The sequence below is a fragment of the Streptomyces sp. GSL17-111 genome, from assembly GCF_037911585.1.
In the GTDB taxonomy this organism is placed as follows: Bacteria; Actinomycetota; Actinomycetes; order Streptomycetales; family Streptomycetaceae; genus Streptomyces.
In genome coordinates, this window is the sequence record NZ_JBAJNS010000001.1 from 4803901 (window position 1) to 4820496 (window position 16596).

The 16596-nt window shown below is 70.2% G+C and carries 13 protein-coding genes; 11 read left to right on the plus strand and 2 right to left on the minus strand.

Annotated features, from left to right (window positions below; genetic code table 11):
- Positions 1-59 precede the first annotated feature (59 nt).
- Both V6D49_RS21405 and V6D49_RS21410 read left to right on the plus strand, forming a co-directional pair.
- Complete coding sequence (locus V6D49_RS21405) at positions 60-1580, plus strand: sodium-dependent transporter (protein ID WP_340562032.1); 1521 nt, start codon at positions 60-62, stop codon at positions 1578-1580.
- Positions 1580-1717: a methionine/alanine import family NSS transporter small subunit gene (locus tag V6D49_RS21410; RefSeq protein ID WP_191207634.1), complete on the plus strand. Its 138-nt coding sequence runs from the start codon at positions 1580-1582 to the stop codon at positions 1715-1717. The genes V6D49_RS21405 and V6D49_RS21410 overlap by 1 nt, the downstream gene beginning before the upstream one ends.
- 50 nt (positions 1718-1767) lie before the next feature.
- Here V6D49_RS21410 and aceE read toward each other — a convergent pair whose 3' ends face one another.
- Positions 1768-4464 carry a pyruvate dehydrogenase (acetyl-transferring), homodimeric type gene (aceE, locus tag V6D49_RS21415; RefSeq protein WP_340562034.1) on the minus strand — a complete coding sequence of 899 codons (2697 nt, stop codon included), beginning with the start codon at positions 4462-4464 and terminating at the stop codon, positions 1768-1770.
- A 240-nt stretch (positions 4465-4704) separates the two neighbouring features.
- Between aceE and V6D49_RS21420 the strand changes: the two genes are divergently transcribed.
- From V6D49_RS21420 to V6D49_RS21430, 3 genes are all read left to right on the plus strand, one after another.
- A complete protein-coding gene (locus V6D49_RS21420; protein WP_340562035.1) occupies positions 4705-5130 on the plus strand; it encodes a helix-turn-helix transcriptional regulator in 426 nt (141 codons plus the stop codon).
- A 5-nt stretch (positions 5131-5135) separates the two neighbouring features.
- Complete coding sequence (locus tag V6D49_RS21425) at positions 5136-5552, plus strand: VOC family protein (RefSeq protein WP_340562037.1); 417 nt, start codon at positions 5136-5138, stop codon at positions 5550-5552.
- A 209-nt stretch (positions 5553-5761) separates the two neighbouring features.
- Positions 5762-8152 carry an excinuclease ABC subunit UvrA gene (locus tag V6D49_RS21430; RefSeq protein WP_340562039.1) on the plus strand — a complete coding sequence of 797 codons (2391 nt, stop codon included), beginning with the start codon at positions 5762-5764 and terminating at the stop codon, positions 8150-8152.
- A 42-nt stretch (positions 8153-8194) separates the two neighbouring features.
- On the opposite strand, the gene V6D49_RS21435 is transcribed toward V6D49_RS21430, so the two are convergent.
- Entirely contained in the window at positions 8195-8833 is a 639-nt protein-coding gene (locus V6D49_RS21435; protein ID WP_340562041.1) for a GntR family transcriptional regulator, read from the minus strand.
- A 103-nt stretch (positions 8834-8936) separates the two neighbouring features.
- Between V6D49_RS21435 and V6D49_RS21440 the strand changes: the two genes are divergently transcribed.
- The 6 genes from V6D49_RS21440 to V6D49_RS21465 all read left to right on the plus strand — a co-directional run bounded on the left by V6D49_RS21440 (position 8937) and on the right by V6D49_RS21465 (position 16574).
- The gene (locus V6D49_RS21440) at positions 8937-9461 is read left to right on the plus strand and encodes a GNAT family N-acetyltransferase (RefSeq protein ID WP_340562043.1); all 525 of its coding nucleotides are present in this window, start codon (positions 8937-8939) and stop codon (positions 9459-9461) included.
- Positions 9458-10216, plus strand: a complete 759-nt coding sequence (locus tag V6D49_RS21445) for a sulfite exporter TauE/SafE family protein (RefSeq protein ID WP_340562045.1) — start codon at positions 9458-9460, stop codon at positions 10214-10216. The genes V6D49_RS21440 and V6D49_RS21445 overlap by 4 nt, the downstream gene beginning before the upstream one ends.
- A 61-nt stretch (positions 10217-10277) precedes the next feature.
- Complete coding sequence (locus V6D49_RS21450; RefSeq protein WP_340562047.1) at positions 10278-10670, plus strand: helix-turn-helix domain-containing protein; 393 nt, start codon at positions 10278-10280, stop codon at positions 10668-10670.
- On the plus strand, positions 10618-11199 hold the full coding sequence (locus V6D49_RS21455) for a transposase family protein (RefSeq protein ID WP_340562049.1): 582 nt from the start codon (positions 10618-10620) through the stop codon (positions 11197-11199). The genes V6D49_RS21450 and V6D49_RS21455 overlap by 53 nt, the downstream gene beginning before the upstream one ends.
- Before the next feature lie 267 nt (positions 11200-11466).
- On the plus strand, positions 11467-11943 hold the full coding sequence (locus tag V6D49_RS21460; RefSeq protein ID WP_340562051.1) for a hypothetical protein: 477 nt from the start codon (positions 11467-11469) through the stop codon (positions 11941-11943).
- A 239-nt stretch (positions 11944-12182) separates the two neighbouring features.
- Positions 12183-16574, plus strand: coding sequence for an aKG-HExxH-type peptide beta-hydroxylase (locus V6D49_RS21465; protein WP_340562052.1), 4392 nt, complete (start codon positions 12183-12185; stop codon positions 16572-16574).
- Positions 16575-16596: the final 22 nt, after the last annotated feature.

The window sequence follows — 16596 nt, forward strand, 5'->3', positions numbered from 1 at the left end:
CCGCTGCTAGCGTGCAAAAGACCCATACCCATGCATTCCGTCACAAGGGGATCTGGATGATGAGCGATCAACCCCGCGAGAGGTGGGGCAGCCGAACGGGCTTCCTTTTGGCCGCGATCGGCTCGGCGGTCGGCCTGGGCAACATCTGGCGTTTCCCGGCCGAGGCGTACCGCAACGGCGGCGGGGCGTTCATGCTGCCGTACCTGATCGCCCTGGTGACGGCCGGTCTGCCGCTGCTGATCATGGAATACACGATCGGGCGGCGCTACCGGGGCTCCGCACCGGCCTCCTACCTCCGGCTCGGCCGCCCGGCGCAGTTCATCGGCTGGTGGCAGGTGGCGATCTGCTTCGTCATCGCCACCTACTACGCCCTCATCCTCGCCTGGGCCCTGCGCTACGTCGGCTTCTCCGTCGGGCAGAGCTGGGGGGACGACGCGGAGGGCTTCCTGTTCGGGACCTTCCTCCAGGTGGGCGACACCCCCGGCGAGCTCGGCGGCTACGTGGGCGGCGTCTTCTGGCCGCTCCTGGCGATCTGGGTCACGGTCCTGATCACGCTGGCCCTCGGCATCCGGCACGGGATCGAGACGGCGGCGAAGATCTTCATTCCGCTGCTGATCATCTTCTTCGTCGTCCTCGTCGTCCGGGCCCTCACCCTGGAAGGCGCCGATCTGGGCCTGGACGCTCTGTTCACCCCCGACTGGGACGCGTTGACCGACGGGGACGTCTGGGTGGCGGCCTACGGCCAGATCTTCTTCTCGCTGTCCGTCGGCTTCGGCATCATGATCACCTATGCCTCCTACCTGGGACGGCGCTCGGACCTCACCGGCTCCGCCCTGGTCGCGGGCTTCGCCAACAGCTCCTTCGAGATCCTCGCCGGCATCGGCGTCTTCGCCACCCTCGGCTTCCTCGCGGCGAGCAGCGGCGGCGCGGTCTTCGAGACCGAGGGCGGACTCGGGCTCGCCTTCGTCGCCTTCCCCACGATCATCTCGGAGATGCCGTGGGGCGGCTTCTTCGGCGTGCTGTTCTTCCTGTCGCTGGTGGTTGCCGGGTGGACGTCGCTCATCAGCATCATGCAGGTCATCGTCGCGGCCGTGCAGGAACGGCTGCGGGTCAGCCGGCTCGTCTCGGTGCTGATGGTGGGCACGCTGGTGGCGCTCGTCTCCCTGCTGCTCTACCCGACCAACGGCGGGCTGTACCTGCTGGACGCCGCCGACCGGTTCATCAACCGGTACGGGATCGCCCTCGCCTCGCTCATCTCCGTCATCGTCGTCGCCTGGCTCCTGCGCAAGCTGCCCGTCCTGCAGCGCGACGCCGACGCCACCTCCGCGGTCAAGCTGGGCCGCTGGTGGAAGCTGTGTCTGGGGATCATCACGCCGATCGTGCTCGGGCTGATGCTCATCGACTCCCTCGCGCAGGAGCTCGACGAGAACTACGGGGACTACCCGAGCAGCTTCCTGGCCTGGGCGGGCTGGGGCGTGGCCGGTGGCGCCCTGCTCATCGGGATCGTCCTGTCCCTGATCCCCTGGCGTCGCGGCGCGGAGGTCCCGCCGGACGTGGACGACGAGAAGAGGAGTGCCTGATGTCCGCCAGCGCCATCGTGATGCTGATCGTGTCGATCGTGGTCGTGTGGGGCGGGCTCGCCCTGGCCATCCTCAAACTGCGCGGCCACCCCGAGGTCGAGCTGCCTCCCGAGTCCCCGGAGGAGCACTCCATCTGACGCGTCGTGGGGCCGCGACCACCGGGTCGCGGCCCCACGTGTGCCACGGATCAGGCCAGGCCGTAGCGTTCGGCGGCCTCGCGGACGGTCTCCTGCTTCACCTCACCGCGCCGGGCCAGCCGCGCCAGCGCCGCGACGGTGACGGACCGCGCGTCCACGCCGAAGTGCCGGCGGGCGTTCTCCCGCGTGTCGGACAGGCCGAAGCCGTCCGTGCCCAGCGAGGAGTAGTCGCCCGGCACCCACTGGCTGATCTGGTCCGGCACCTGCCGCATCCAGTCGCTGACCGCCAGTACCGGCCCCGGCGCGTCCTGCAGGACCCGCGTGACGTACGGGGTGCGCTCCTCGCCGCGCAGCGCGGCGGCGTCGCACTCCAGCGCGTCGCGGCGCAGCTCGCCCCACGACGTCGCCGACCACACGTCCGCCGCGACGCCCCACTCCTCGGCCAGCAGCCGCTGCGCCTCCAGGACCCAGTGGATCGCCGTGCCCGAGCCGAGCAGCTGGACGCGCGGAACGTCGGCGTCGGGCTTCTCGGGGTTCTGGACGCTTCCCCGGTTGAAGCGGTAGAGCCCCTTGACGATGCCCTCCTCGACCCCCTCGGGCATGGCGGGCTGCGGCTTGGGCTCGTTGTAGACCGTCAGGTAGTAGAAGACGTCCTCGGGGTTTTCCCCGTACATGCGGCGCAGGCCGTCCTTGACGATGACGCCGATCTCGTACGCGAAGGCCGGGTCGTAGTTCAGCGCCGCCGGGTTCGTCGCCGCGATCAGGTGCGAGTGGCCGTCGGCGTGCTGGAGGCCCTCGCCCGTGAGCGTCGTGCGGCCCGCCGTCGCGCCGACCACGAACCCTCGGCCGAGCTGGTCGCCCAGCGCCCAGAACTGGTCGGCGGTGCGCTGCCAGCCGAACATCGAGTAGAAGATGTAGAACGGGATCATCGGCTCGCCGTGGGTGGCGTACGACGTCGCCGCCGCCGTGAAGTCGGCCATGGCGCCGGCCTCGGTGATCCCCTCGTTGAGGATCTGCCCGTCCTTGGCCTCCTTGTAGTACATCAGCTGGTCGCGGTCGACCGGCTCGTACGTCTGGCCCAGCGGTGAGTAGATGCCGGCGGAGGGGAACAGCGCCTCCATGCCGAAGGTGCGCGCCTCGTCCGGGACGATCGGCACCCAGCGCTTGCCGGTCTCCTTGTCCCGCATCAGGTCCTTCACCAGCCGGACGAACGCCATGGTGGTGGCGATCTCCTGGTTGCCGCTGCCCTTGGCGAGCGCGGCGAAGGGGCGGTCGGCCGGGGCCGGCAGCGCCACCGGGTGGACCCTGCGGGCCGGTGCCGGGCCGCCCAATTCGGCGCGTCGCTCCCGCAGGTAGCGCACCTCGGGGCTGTCGGCGCCCGGGTGCGCGTAGGGCACCAGCTCGTCGTCCAGCTTCGCGTCCGGGATCGGCAGCTCCAGCAGGTCCCGCATGGCGCGGAACTCCTTGCCGGAGAGCTTCTTCATCTGGTGGTTGGCGTTGCGCGACTCGAAGCCGGGGCCCAGCGTCCAGCCCTTGACCGTCTGGGCCAGGACGACGGTCGGCGCGCCCCGGTGCTCCACGGCCGCCCGGTAGGCCGCGTACACCTTGCGCGGCTCGTGGCCCGCGCGGGAGGTGTGGAAGCACTCGGCGATCTTCGCGTCCGACAGCCGCTTCGCCAGCTCGGCGAGGGCCGGATCGGCGCCGAAGAAGTGCTCGCGGATGTAGGCGGCGTCGCGGGTGGCGTACGTCTGGAACTGGGCGTCCGGCACCTCGCGCAGGCGGCGCAGCAGCGCACCGGTGGTGTCGAGCCGGATCAGCTCGTCCCAGGCCGAGCCCCACAGCGACTTCACGACGTTCCAGCCCGCCGCGCGGAACTGGGCCTCCAGCTCCTGCACGATCTTGAAGTTGGCGCGGACGGGGCCGTCGAGGCGCTGGAGGTTGCAGTTGATGACGAAGGTCAGGTTGTCGAGCTGCTCGCGGGCGGCGAGCGCGAGGGCGGCCGTCGACTCCGGCTCGTCCATCTCGCCGTCGCCGAGGAACGCCCAGACGTGGCTGCGGCTGGTGTCCTTGATGCCCCGGTGCTCCAGGTAGCGGTTGAACCGCGCCTGGTAGACGGCCGAAAGCGGACCGAGGCCCATCGAGACGGTCGGGAACTCCCACAGCCACGGCAGCCGCCGGGGGTGCGGGTAGGACGGCAGGCCCTTGCCACCGGCCTCCTGGCGGAAGTGGTCCAGGTTCTCCTCGGTGATCCGGCCCTCCAGGAAGGCGCGGGCGTAGATGCCGGGGGAGGCGTGGCCCTGGATGTAGAGCTGGTCACCGGAGCCGTGCCGCTCCGGGTCCTCCTTGCCGCGGAAGAAGTGCTGGAAGCCCGTCTCGTAGAGCCAGGCCGCCGAGGCGTAGGTGGCGATGTGGCCGCCGACGCCGTACCGGCTGCCGCGCGTCACCATGGCGGCGGCGTTCCAGCGGTTCCAGGCCGTGATGCGGGTCTCCATCTCCGTGTCGCCGGGCAGCTCCGGCTCGGCGGCGGTGGGGATCGTGTTGACGTACTCCGTCTCCAGCAGTGACGGCACGGCGAGGCCGCTGTGCCGGGCGTGCTCCACCGTCCGGCGCACCAGGTAGGCGGCGCGCTGCGGACCGGCTTCGGCCGCCACGGCGTCCAGGGACTCCCGCCATTCGGCGGTCTCCTGCGGATCGCGGTCGGGGAGCTGGTCCAGCTCGCTCGCCGGGGTGCGTACGGGACGGGTCATCGTGGGCCGCCTTCCGGGGATGAGGACGGTGGTGGGGCTGAAAGGTGCAGGGCAGGACAGGGGTGAGCCCGCGCCGATGACGATAAGCCTCGATCGATGATCGATCAAAGCCTGGGAGCCGAAAATATGTTCCGCAGGCCAAAATCGGCATTCCGTGCCACGAAACCGGGCACTCGGTGCCCCTGTCCGTCGAGGCGGCGCCGACCGCCACCCGTGGGGCCGGTGTGGGATCGTGGCCGGGTGAACCTGGACGACCTGGTCCGGCTGCGCCGGGCCCGCGACGCGATGGACCGCGACTACGCGGAGCCGCTCGACGTCCCCGCCCTCGCCCGCGTCGCCCTCATGTCACCGGGCCACTTCTCCCGCAGCTTCCGCGCGGCCTTCGGGGAGACGCCGTACAGCTATCTCATGACCCGCCGCATCGAGCGCGCCAAGGCGCTCCTGCGCCGGGGCGACCTGAGCGTGACCGACGTCTGCTGCGCCGTCGGCTGCACGTCGCTGGGGTCCTTCAGCTCGCGGTTCACCGAGCTGGTGGGGGAGACGCCGAGCGCGTACCGGGCCCGCGACCACGCGGAGGGCGCCGCCGTCCCGGCCTGCGTCGCCAAGGTCTACACACGACCGGTCAGGAACGGAGAAGCACGGACCGCGCCCCCGCCCGTAGCGTGACGGGCATGGAGATCAACCTTTCGCAGTGCTTCATCGCCGTCGACGACCACGACAAGGCGCTCGCCTTCTACCGGGACGCCCTCGGGCTGGAGGTCCGGGGCGACGTCGGGTTCGAGGGAATGCGCTGGGTGACCCTCGGGGCACCCACGCAGCCCGACGTCAGCATCGTGCTCGAACCGCCGGTGGCCGACCCGAACGCCTCGCCCGACGACCGGCGGGCCATGGCCGAACTGCTGGCCAAGGGCCTCCTGCGCGCCGTCATCTTCGCCACCGACGACTGCGACGCGACGTTCGAACGCCTCCGCGCCGCCGGCGCCGACGTGCTCCAGGAGCCGGTCGACCAGCCCTACGGCGTCCGGGACTGCGCCTTCCGCGACCCCGCCGGGAACATGGTGCGCTTCAGTCAGTCAGGCGGACGCTGAACCCGCCTCCGGGCGCCGGAGATCGACCTCCCGGCGCCCGGCGATATCGACCTGCGGACCACGCGCGGCGTGGCTACCGTGGAGCCGCGCGCGGCACCGCCCCCGCTGCCCCGGGGCCGCGCCCCGGCCCCGCCGACCCCCAGCAACCAGGCGTACCGCCCGCCGTCGCTCCCGCACCACCGGGCCGCCTCACGACGTACGGAGACAAGATGAGCAGGTCCACGACGCCGGACACGTCGACGCCCCCGGCGCGGGCGGCCGACCGCCACGATCTGATCCGCGTGCAGGGCGTGCGCGAGAACAACCTCAAGGACATCAGCGTCGAGATCCCCAAACGCCGGCTCACGGTGTTCACCGGTGTCTCCGGCTCGGGCAAGAGCTCGCTGGTCTTCGACACCATCGCCGCCGAGTCCCAGCGTCTGATCAACGAGACCTACAGCGCCTTCGTCCAGGGCTTCATGCCGACCCTCGCCCGGCCGGAGGCCGACGTCCTCGACGGACTGACCACCGCGATCATCGTCGACCAGCAGCGGATCGGCGCCGACCCCCGGTCCACGGTCGGCACCTCCACCGACGCCAACGCGATGCTGCGCATCCTCTTCAGCCGGCTCGGCCGGCCGCACATCGGCTCACCCAACGCGTACTCCTTCAACGTTCCCTCGGTCCGGGCGAGCGGAGCCGTCACCGTCGAACGCGGGGACGCCAGGACCGTCAAGCAGACCTACAGCCGCACCGGGGGCATGTGCCCGCACTGCGAGGGCCGGGGCACCGTCACCGACATCGACCTCGGCCAGCTCTACGACGACTCCAAGTCGATCGCCGAGGGCGCGTTCACCATCCCCGGCTGGAAGTCGGACAGTTGGTGGACCGTGCGCATCTACGCCGAGTCCGGGTTCCTCGATCCGAACAAGCCGATCCGCGAGTTCACCGAGCGGGAGATGCGGGACTTCCTCCACCGCGAGCCGACCAAGGTGAAGGTCGAGGGCGTGAACCTCACCTACGAGGGACTGATCCCCAAACTGCGCAAGTCGATGCTGTCCAAGGACCGGGAGGCGATGCAGCCCCACATCCGCGCCTTCGTCGACCGCGCCGTCACCTTCACCGCCTGCCCCGAGTGCGACGGCACCCGGCTGAGCGAGGGCGCCCGCTCCTCGAAGATCCGGGGCCTCAGCATCGCCGACGCCTGCGCCCTGCAGATCGACGACCTGGCCGACTGGGTGCGCGGCCTCGACGAGCCGTCGGTGGCACCGCTGCTCACCACCCTCCAGCGCACGCTCGACTCCTTCACCGAGATCGGCCTCGGCTACCTCTCCCTCGACCGGCCCTCGGGGACGCTCTCCGGCGGCGAGGCGCAACGCGTCAAGATGATCCGCCACCTCGGCTCCTCGCTCACCGACGTCACCTACGTCTTCGACGAGCCGACCGTCGGCCTGCACCCGCACGACATCCAGCGGATGAACGACCTGCTGCTGCGGCTGCGGGACAAGGGCAACACGGTGCTCGTCGTGGAGCACAAGCCGGAGACCATCGCGATCGCCGACCACGTCGTCGACCTCGGCCCCGGCGCGGGGACCGAGGGCGGCACCGTCTGCTTCGAGGGCACCGTCGAGGGGCTGCGCACCGGCGGCACCCTCACCGGCCGCCACTTCGACGACCGGGCCGCCCTCAAGGAGACCGTCCGCAAGCCCACCGGCACGCTGCCCATCCGGGGCGCCGACCGGCACAACCTGCACGACGTGGACGTGGACGTCCCGCTCGGGGTGCTCGTCGTCGTCACCGGCGTCGCGGGCTCGGGGAAGAGCTCCCTCGTGCACGGCTCGATCCCCGCCGGCGAGGGCGTGGTCTCGGTCGACCAGAGCCCCATCCGCGGCTCGCGGCGGAGCAACCCGGCGACCTACACCGGGCTGCTCGAACCCATTCGCAAGGCCTTCGCCAAGGCCAACGGCGTCAAGCCCGGGCTGTTCAGCGCCAACTCCGAGGGCGCCTGCCCGAACTGCAACGGCGCCGGCGTCGTCTACACCGACCTGGCGATGATGGCCGGAGTGGCGACCACCTGCGAGGAGTGCGAGGGCCGGCGCTTCGACGCCTCCGTGCTGGAGTACCACCTCGGCGGACGTGACATCAGCGAGGTGCTCGCGATGTCGGTGGCCGAGGCGGAGGAGTTCTTCGCCGCAGGTCCGGCGCGGACGCCGGCCGCCCACAAGGTCCTCACCCGGCTCGCCGACGTCGGCCTCGGCTACCTGGGGCTCGGCCAGCCGCTGACCACCCTCTCCGGCGGCGAGCGGCAGCGGCTCAAGCTCGCCACGCACATGGCCGACAAGGGCGGCGTCCACGTGCTCGACGAGCCGACCACCGGGCTCCACCTCGCGGACGTCGAACAGCTCCTCGGCCTGCTCGACCGGCTCGTCGACGCGGGCAAGTCCGTCATCGTCATCGAACACCACCAGGCCGTCATGGCCCACGCCGACTGGATCATCGACCTCGGCCCCGGCGCGGGCCACGACGGCGGCCGGGTCGTCTTCGAGGGCACGCCCGCCGACCTCGTCGCCGACCGCTCCACCCTCACCGGCGAGCACCTGGCCGCCTACGTCGGCGGCTGACCGGCCCCACGGAACGCGCCCCCCGGGCCCCGGGCCACGACGTCAGCGGACGTGCGGCTCCGGGGCAGGGGCGCAGCCCAGCACGTGCTCCTTCACCAGCTGCGCGACGTTCGGGTCCGCCCGGCGGAACGCGGCCACCACCGCGTCGTGCTCCTCGGCGTACGACTGCTGCACCGTGCCCAGCCAGCGGATCGACAGCGCGGTCCACACCTCGATGCCCAGCGACTCCCAGGTGTGCAGCAGCACGCTGTTGCCCGACGCCCGCACCAGCTCCCGGTGGAAGGCGACGGTGTGCCGCACCTGCGCCTCCCCGTCGCCCGCCCGGTCCGCCTCGTACAGCGCGGCGACGTGCGGCTCCAGGGCCGAGACGTCCCGGGCCAGACGCGGCGCGGCCAGCTCCGCCGCCATCTGCTCCAGGCCCGCCCGCACGGGGTAGATCTCCTCCAGGTCGGCCGCCGACAGCGCGCGCACCCGCACGCCCTTGTTCGGCGCCGACTCGATCAGCCGCAGTGTCTCCAGCTCGCGCAGCGCCTCCCGCACGGGCGTCTGGCTGACCTCCAGCTCCACCGCGATGCGGCGCTCCACGATCCGCTCGCCCGGCTTCCACCGGCCACTGACGATGCCCTCCACGATGTGCTCGCGGATCTGCTCCCGCAGTGAGTGGACGACGGGCGGTGCCATGGGCGCTCCTAACTGTCGACCTCCGACAATACGGCGCCCACCGCCCCGGCTACTCACCGGTCACCTCGGTGCGCCGTGCGGGCGGGCGGTAGGGTCCGTGGTCGTGCCGACGATCTCGCCGCTGTCCGGGTCGGACCTCCTCACCGAGGCCGACGCCCTCGCCCGTCTCCTGGTCGACGTGGTCGCCGACGGCGCCTCCGTCGGCTTCCTCGCCCCGCTGCCCCACGCCGACGCGCGCTCCTGGTGGCTCGCGCGGGCCGACGCCGTCGCCACCGGCGCAGCCCTCGTCTGGGTGGCCCGGACGCCGGACGGACGCACCGTGGGGACGATCACCCTGACCCCCGGCAGCATGCCCAACGGACGGCACCGCGCCGATGTGGCCAAGCTCATGGTCCACCCGGACGCCCGCGGCCGCGGCGTCGCCCGCGCCCTGCTGACGGCCGCCGAGGACGCCGGCCGCGAGGCCGGGTACGCCCTGCTCGTCCTCGACACCGAGACCGGCAGCCCCGCCGAACGCCTCTACCGGGCCGCCGGCTGGACGGAGGCGGGCACCGTGCCCGACTACGCCGCCGACCCCGCCGGGGTCCTGCGGCCGACCACGTACTACTACAAGCGGACGGCGTCGTGAGCGTCCTGGAGCTGACGGCCATCGCGGCCTCCGGCGTCGCGGCCGGCGCGATCAACGCCGTGGTCGGCTCCGGCACCCTCATCACCTTCCCCACGCTCCTCGCCTTCGGCTACCCACCGGTGCTCGCCAACGTCTCCAACAACGTCGGCCTGGTGCCGGGCGTCCTGAGCGCCGCCTGGGGCTACCGGCGGGAGCTGCGGGGCCAGCGCCGCCGCGTCCTGCGCTTCGGCGCGGGCTCCCTGATCGGCGGCCTCATCGGGGCGCTGCTCCTGCTGAAGCTGCCGCCCGAGACGTTCCAGGCCGTCGTCCCCGTCCTGATCCTGACGGCCTGCGTGCTCGTCGTGCTCCAACCGCGCCTGAACCGCTGGCTGGTCTCGCGCCGCCCGGACGGCGCGGACGCCGACGGCGGCGTCCCCCTGTGGCTCGGCGTCCTCGGGACCGGCGTGTACGGCGGCTACTTCGGCGCGGCTCAGGGCGTGCTGATGATGGGTCTGTTCGGCAGCGTCCTCGACGACGACCTGCAACGTCTGAACGCCGTGAAGAACGTGCTGTCGTCCATCGTCAACGGCGTCGCGGCGGTCGTCTTCATCGCCGTCACGCACATCGACTGGGCGGCCGCCGGAGCCATCGCCGTCGGCGCGACCGTCGGCGGCACGCTGGGCGCCCGCTTCGGCCGCCGGCTGCCCCCGACGGCCCTGCGCGCGGTCATCATCACCGTCGGCGTCATCGCCTCCGCCGCCCTGATCCTCGGCTAACGAGCTCGTGCACGGTAGGCAGTGAGGCATCGAGCTGCTGATCGCCGATCATGGTCGTGTGGTGGGGAACGCATCTCGTGCAGCGATCATCAGCGACCGAAGGATCACGGGCCTGTCGGCCGACGTGATCGCTGAAATCGTCGCCGAGTTGGGCCCGTTGTGGCATGAACGGCACCAGGCCAGGCTCACCTCCCGGCCGCGGAAGCGGGCGGTGGGCGCTGGCGCGAAGCACCGGCTGGTCTTCGTCGACCGGCTCCTGGCCACGCTCGTCCACCTCCGTCACGCCACCACGCATGACGTGCTGGCCTGCTGGTTCGGTGTGGAGCGCTCCACCATCACCCGCGCCGTCGGCGAAGTGCGGCCCCTGCTCGCCGAGCGCGGCTGCACCATCGCCCCCCGGCGTGCGGCTGCGGACTCTCGCCGAGGTCATCGACCACCTCGGTGCCAGCGGTAGGACCGGGATCATCGATGGCACCGAGATCCGCGTCCGGCGCCCGGCCGCCGGACGCAGGGACCGGGACAAATTCATCTCCGGCAAGACCAGGCAGAACGCCGTCAAGACCATGGTCGTCACCGACGCCAGCGGCCGGATGCTGTTCTGCAGCCCGACCCGGCCGGGCAGCTGCGCGGACATCACCCACGCCCGCCAGCTGGGGCTGGCCAGGCTCCTGGCCGACGGGTCGGCCGTGGAGATCCTCACCGACGCCGGATACCAGGGCCTGGGCGCGCAGACCGGCGGACGGGTCGTGACACCACCGCACCGGAAGTTCAAGAAGAACGCTCCCGACTGGTACGAGGAGATGTACCAGCGGCAGCGCACGGCGCACTCCTCGCGGCGCATCCGCGTCGAGCACGGCATCGCCCATCTGAAGAACTGGCGCGCCCTGGCCCGCCGCGAGCACATCAGCGACACCGTCCAAGCCGTCGCCGGCCTCCTCTCCCACCAGCAAACCGCGGACCTGACGCCGACACGACAGAGGTGAACACCGAGCCTCACCGAGGTCCTCGATGCCTCACCGCCTACCGTGCACGAGCTCGTTAGGCCGTTCGTTCGGTATTCCCTTTGGCCGGCAAGATGATCCGCCGGACAGTGCCTAGTGGAGGCGGATGAGGCGCGCCGATGCTGGGGAACTGAGAGCGCCAAGTGAACGTGTGAAACGAACGCCTAAATGTTCTCTCATGATGCTGCGCGGGCACCGAGCGCGGGGCTACTGTACTGACCAGTTCGTCTCTGGGAGGGCAGGACGGAGATGCTGGAAGAGGCTTTGACGGTACTGGCCGCGGCTGGCGGAACCGCAGTGGTCCAGGCGGCTGGGACAGACATGTGGACCGGCCTCCGGCAGGCGCTCGCACGCTGGTTCGGCCGCGGTGACGAGCAGCGCCAACGGGGCGAGCTGGAGCGTTTGGACCGGTCGGCTGAGGAGCTGCGGACCGCGCAGGCTGCTGACACGGAGCGGGTACGTATCCGTCAGGAAGCAGCATGGCAGACCCGCATTGCGGACTTGCTTGAGAGCTTGGACGACAACGAGCGAGCCCAGGCGGCCGAGGAACTGCGCGCTCTACTTTCCCAGTACAAGCCAGAAGGCGGAGTCTCGGCCGACCGTGGGGGAGCGGCTTTTGTCGGCCGCACCGAAATCAGCGCCCACACAGGGGGGATCGCCGCTGGTGCGATCAGCGGAGGTGCACGTACGGGCACCCCTTCGGAGCCGGATCCGTACCAGGGCTGAACGGACCGGCTGACCCATGCCCATCGCCCGCAGGACCGCTGTCGACTGAGGGCACGCCTGCGAACGTCGTGTCGCGGGCAGAGCAAGGCAGCTTCTCTGTCGGCATCGTGCGCGATGGCGCCCAGATCAACTACGTCGTTGCTCCTCCGCCGGAATTTGCCCTCCCTGGAGCAGTTGCTCCCTTGGCTGTTCCGCAACGCAGGGTCGCGGCGGATCGGCTGCGGGGACGCCAAGGGCTGGTGGCCGAGCTGACCGGTGCGGTGACACAGCGCGTCAAAGGTGACGCGGGTGTGCCGGGTGTGTGGCTGCTGTGCGGGATGGGCGGGTGCGGTAAGACGACGATCGCCCTGGAGGTGGCACACCGGCTGGCGAGCTCCTCGACCCGGGTTTGGTGGGTGTCAGGCGTGGATGGCGAAGGTTTGTCTGGGGCGCTGTGTGCAGTTGCGTTCGCCGCGGGCGCCAAGGCAGCCGACTTCGTCGGGGCTCATCAGGCAGACGTTCTATGGAGGCATCTCAACGCCCTCGCCACACCGTGGCTGCTGGTCCTCGACAACGTCGATGACCCCGCACTTCTCGGGGCAGCGCCCTCCCGAGCCGCCGAGGGCATCGGATGGCTGCGGCCACCCGCACACCCCTGGGGGACCGTGCTGATTACCAGCCAGGACTCCCGCGCCGAACGGTGGGGGCGGTGGGTGCAGATGGTCGGCGTCGACCTGCTCTCCAACGAGCATGGTGCCCAGGTCCTAGGCGACCTGGCTCCGGAGGCAGGCACCGTGCGGGACGCCCAGGACCTTGCCGAACACCTCGGGGGGCTTCCACTCGCGCTCAACCTTGCCGGCTCCTACTTGGCGCAGGTGCGGGAGGATCCCTGGCCGTCCCCATCGACGCCGGTCACATTCGCCGAGTATCTCCGCAACTTCGACACCCGCCTGGCGGAGATGGCGGCTGATCCGGACATGGACTTGGGGCCAGCTGAACGGAGTCGCCGAACCATTCTGAGCACGTGGGAACTCTCCCTCGATCTGCTGCACCACCAAGGTGCCCACCACGCCCGCCCGCTCCTGCGGCTGCTGTCCGCTTTCGGACCTGCTCCTATTCCCTATCAGAAACTGCTCAATCCGGAGATACTCGCGGCAAGCGGCCTCTTCACCGACCCGACGCAACCACGGATCAATGACGCGCTGAAGGGCCTGGCAGGCCTCAAGCTGATCACCATCGAGATGACGCGTGACAGCGAGGCCACGAACGGATCGACGGTTGGTCCGCTGAGGTGGATCACCCTGCACCCGATGGTCCGTGCCGCCAGCCGCAGCCACCCCGACTTCATCACCCGGGTACCGCTGCTGCTCAGACTGGTCACGGATTTGCTGCACCATTTCACCGACCCCCTGACAGAGAACAGCACCGCCGACTGGCCTCTGTGGCGGGCGATCGCGCCCCACTGTGTCGCCGCCCGCGTGCTGCTGCAAGAGCGCGAGACCAGCGTCGCCACGGAAGCCGACCTCGTCGCCGCGGCCACCGGGCCCGCCCTGCGCGCAGCCCAGTACCACACCTACTTGGGGATGTACTGCGAGGCTGTCACCGAACTCGCAGCCGTGGCCGAGGCCAGGGCGCGTCTGCTCGGTGACGAGGATCGCGCCACGATCGCCGCCCGTTTGTGCCTGGCCTGGGCACTGCGCGAAAACGGCGACCTCGACCAGGCCGACCGGCTCTACGAGGACGTGGACAGGACGTGCGAGCGGGTTCTGGAAGACGGGCATCCTCACGTGCAGTCGGCCAAGACCGGACGGGCCCTGGTCCTTCGGGAGTTGGGTCGGTACGAAGCCGCCGAGGTGGAGTTACTCGCCGCTCTCGCTATGCGCCAAAGTGATCCTCAGGCGGACCGGCGAGGCATCCTGCGGATCAAGCACGACCTGGCGACGCTCGCCCACAAGCGCGGTCGGGTCGCTGAAGCGGCCACTGAACTACGGATCGCCACCCGGCAGCATGAGGAACTGGCCGGGCCTGCGAACCGAGACACCCTTGCCATGAAGGTCAGCCTCGTGCGGGCCCTGCGCGATGCCGGTCACGCCGTTGAAGCCGGGAACGCCGCCGAAGACGTCGTACAGGTGTATCTGACCTTCCTGTCACACGACCACCCCGAGGTGCTCCTTGCCCGTCACGAACGCGCCCGGCTCATCAGGGATCACGAGTCCGATTCCGAGTCTCTGGAGCGGGCGCGGGACGAGTTCACCGAAATCTTGCAGATCAACGAGCGCCGGCTGGGACCAGAACATCCGGACACCATCGCCGCCCGGCATGAGCTCGCCACGGTCTGGCACCTGCTCGGACGGCCCGAACAGGCTGCGGAGCATTACCGGGCCGCTCTGGAGACCGGCAAGACGCGGCTGGGTGAGCACCACCCCGACGTCATCTTGTGTGCACGCAACCTCGCCACAGTGCTCGCCGAACTCAACGAGCAAGAAAGCCAATCGATGAACGGCCTGCGGGAGCCACAGGATGCCCTCACCCACCGCACCCTCGATCTGACCGCAGTCACGCTCGAACAGGCCCTGTCCGACACGCACTCGCCGGATGCGCGCCCTGATGCCGCACGACTCCTGGGCCGCTACCTCCGCCCCCGTATCTGCCGCGGCGGGGAAAGCCCTGCGGGCTATTCCGAGGGCACGGGCGGCGGAGAGAGCGGTACGCCCGTCGAGTATCGGCCGGTCGACAACCTCCGCACCCCCGAGCCCCGTCCCGTACTGCCCTTCCCCAGCCCCGCCGACGTGCGCAACGTCGCTGGCGGCCAGGAGGACCGATCACTGGTCGAGCGCCTACGGGCCGAGCAAAGCGGGACACGCACGGTGGCCTTGGCCGAACTGCTGCGCTTGCTACGTCCGGCGAATGGGACCTCACTGGGCCGCGAGGGCGGGCTGCCGAGGGTTGGTGAGGTTAGGGAACTGCTCCTGCAGGCCGAGCGGGCCAACGCCGGGGCAGTCGCCACCGTGCTGCTGCATCCGTCCGTCGGGCGATGGTTGAGTAGCGCGCTGCGCGCTCTGAACACTTCGCCCGGCGGGCCACGCATCGGAGTCGGCACACCATCGGAACACCTTCTTCACCTCCACGCTGTCGCGGCTGCAGCAGCTGTCAAGGCCAAAATCGCGTTCACGCTGCCCGTACCCGTACGCGACGGCTTGGTCTTCCTGCCCGCACTGGGAGCTGCCGACTTCCGCGGCACCACGGATACCACCGCATATGTCGTGTCGAAGGATGACTCAGCCCATATCAGGTGCTCGGGCGAGGTAGTGCGCCTGCCTAGCCTGAAGGATCCGTTCCCCCCAGGTTGGCTTCCTGTGCACCGTGTGCAGACGCCCGTCGGCCGAGGCCGCTTCGACCTCGTCTTGGAGGACATGGACCCATACCGGGAAGCCCACGGTGTCACGCCGTCGCGTCGCCTCGCCCCTGCGGACGTCACCCGATGGAGACAGAATATCGGCGACGCAGGAGAACTGTTGACCGATGTCGTTGACCCCGACCAGGCAGACGCCCTGGCGGCGGGCCTCATCGCCCTCACACCCCTGCCCGAGTCAAACGGCGGCACGGTGACCTCTGTCTCGTCGAGCGACGCTTTCGGTGGGGCCGGACTCAGCACACCACCGGATGCCGTAGAACTCGCCGTCACGTTGGTCCACGAATTCCGGCACATGAAACTGAACGCCGTGCTCGACTCGCTCGACCTGTACGACGACGAGGGACCGACGGAGCTGTACTACGCTCCGTGGCGCGACTACCCGCGTCCGCTTCCCGGCTTCTTCCATGGAGTCTTCGCCTTCCTCGGCGTAGTCGAATTCTGGCGGCGGCTGGCACACCGGGCTGACAACGAGAGGCTGCGTCGGCGTGCTCAGTTCCAATTGCTTTACTGGCGCGCGCAGACAGGGGAGGCGTACAACGAGCTTTGTTCGTCCCCTCGCCTGACGGAGGCCGGTCGAGAGTTCACCGTCAGGATGGGCGCCGACATGGCGCAGGCGAGGATCCCGACGGCCCTGCCCGACGAAGTGACTGTCCTCGCCGAGGAGGCCGTCGTCGCGCACCGCATCCGCTGGCGGCTGCACCACCTTCAGCCGGACCCCCGCACTGTGGCGGCCCTCGCCGAGGCATGGTCGTCCGGCGCGCCCCGACCGCCCTCTCCGGACATCCCCGGCGTGTTGGCACCCGACCCAGCCGTACCGTCCTTGAACGACTACACGGCATTGCTGGGCCGAATCGCGGCCGCCCCCTCCCCTCCTTACCGAACGTCGTTCGACGGAGCAGTCCACGACGCCCACGATCCCTCCGACCTGGCCCGCCATCGCGGCGATGCCGATGCGGCCCGCCGCCTCGCCACCGACCAGTGCACACGACGACCTCAGCACAACGAGCCCTGGGTCCGGCTCGCTCTCGCCTTGCGAAGGCCCGATCTCACGACGTGCCCTGGCACTGGCACGGCGAAGCGGGCGCTGACCCACCGTCCTGAAGCCATCCGCGCAGTCCACGCCCGCATCGCCACTCTCACCAAGGCACCACCGGATCCGACTGCCCTGGCTGCGTGGATCGGCATCTCAGACGTCGCCACAGATTTCCCCAGGACGCCACCGATGCGCGCGTTCTAAAAAAGCTCCTCTCAGGCTTTTT

Coding starts and splice junctions, on each gene's coding strand:
- V6D49_RS21460 (WP_340562051.1), top strand. CDS start 11,467: ATGCTGGAAGAGGCTTTGACGGTACTGGCCGCGGCTGGCGGAACCGCA.
- aceE (WP_340562034.1), bottom strand. CDS start 4,464: ATGACCCGTCCCGTACGCACCCCGGCGAGCGAGCTGGACCAGCTCCCC.
- V6D49_RS21405 (WP_340562032.1), top strand. CDS start 60: ATGAGCGATCAACCCCGCGAGAGGTGGGGCAGCCGAACGGGCTTCCTT.
- V6D49_RS21435 (WP_340562041.1), bottom strand. CDS start 8,833: ATGGCACCGCCCGTCGTCCACTCACTGCGGGAGCAGATCCGCGAGCAC.
- V6D49_RS21425 (WP_340562037.1), top strand. CDS start 5,136: ATGGAGATCAACCTTTCGCAGTGCTTCATCGCCGTCGACGACCACGAC.
- V6D49_RS21430 (WP_340562039.1), top strand. CDS start 5,762: ATGAGCAGGTCCACGACGCCGGACACGTCGACGCCCCCGGCGCGGGCG.
- V6D49_RS21410 (WP_191207634.1), top strand. CDS start 1,580: ATGTCCGCCAGCGCCATCGTGATGCTGATCGTGTCGATCGTGGTCGTG.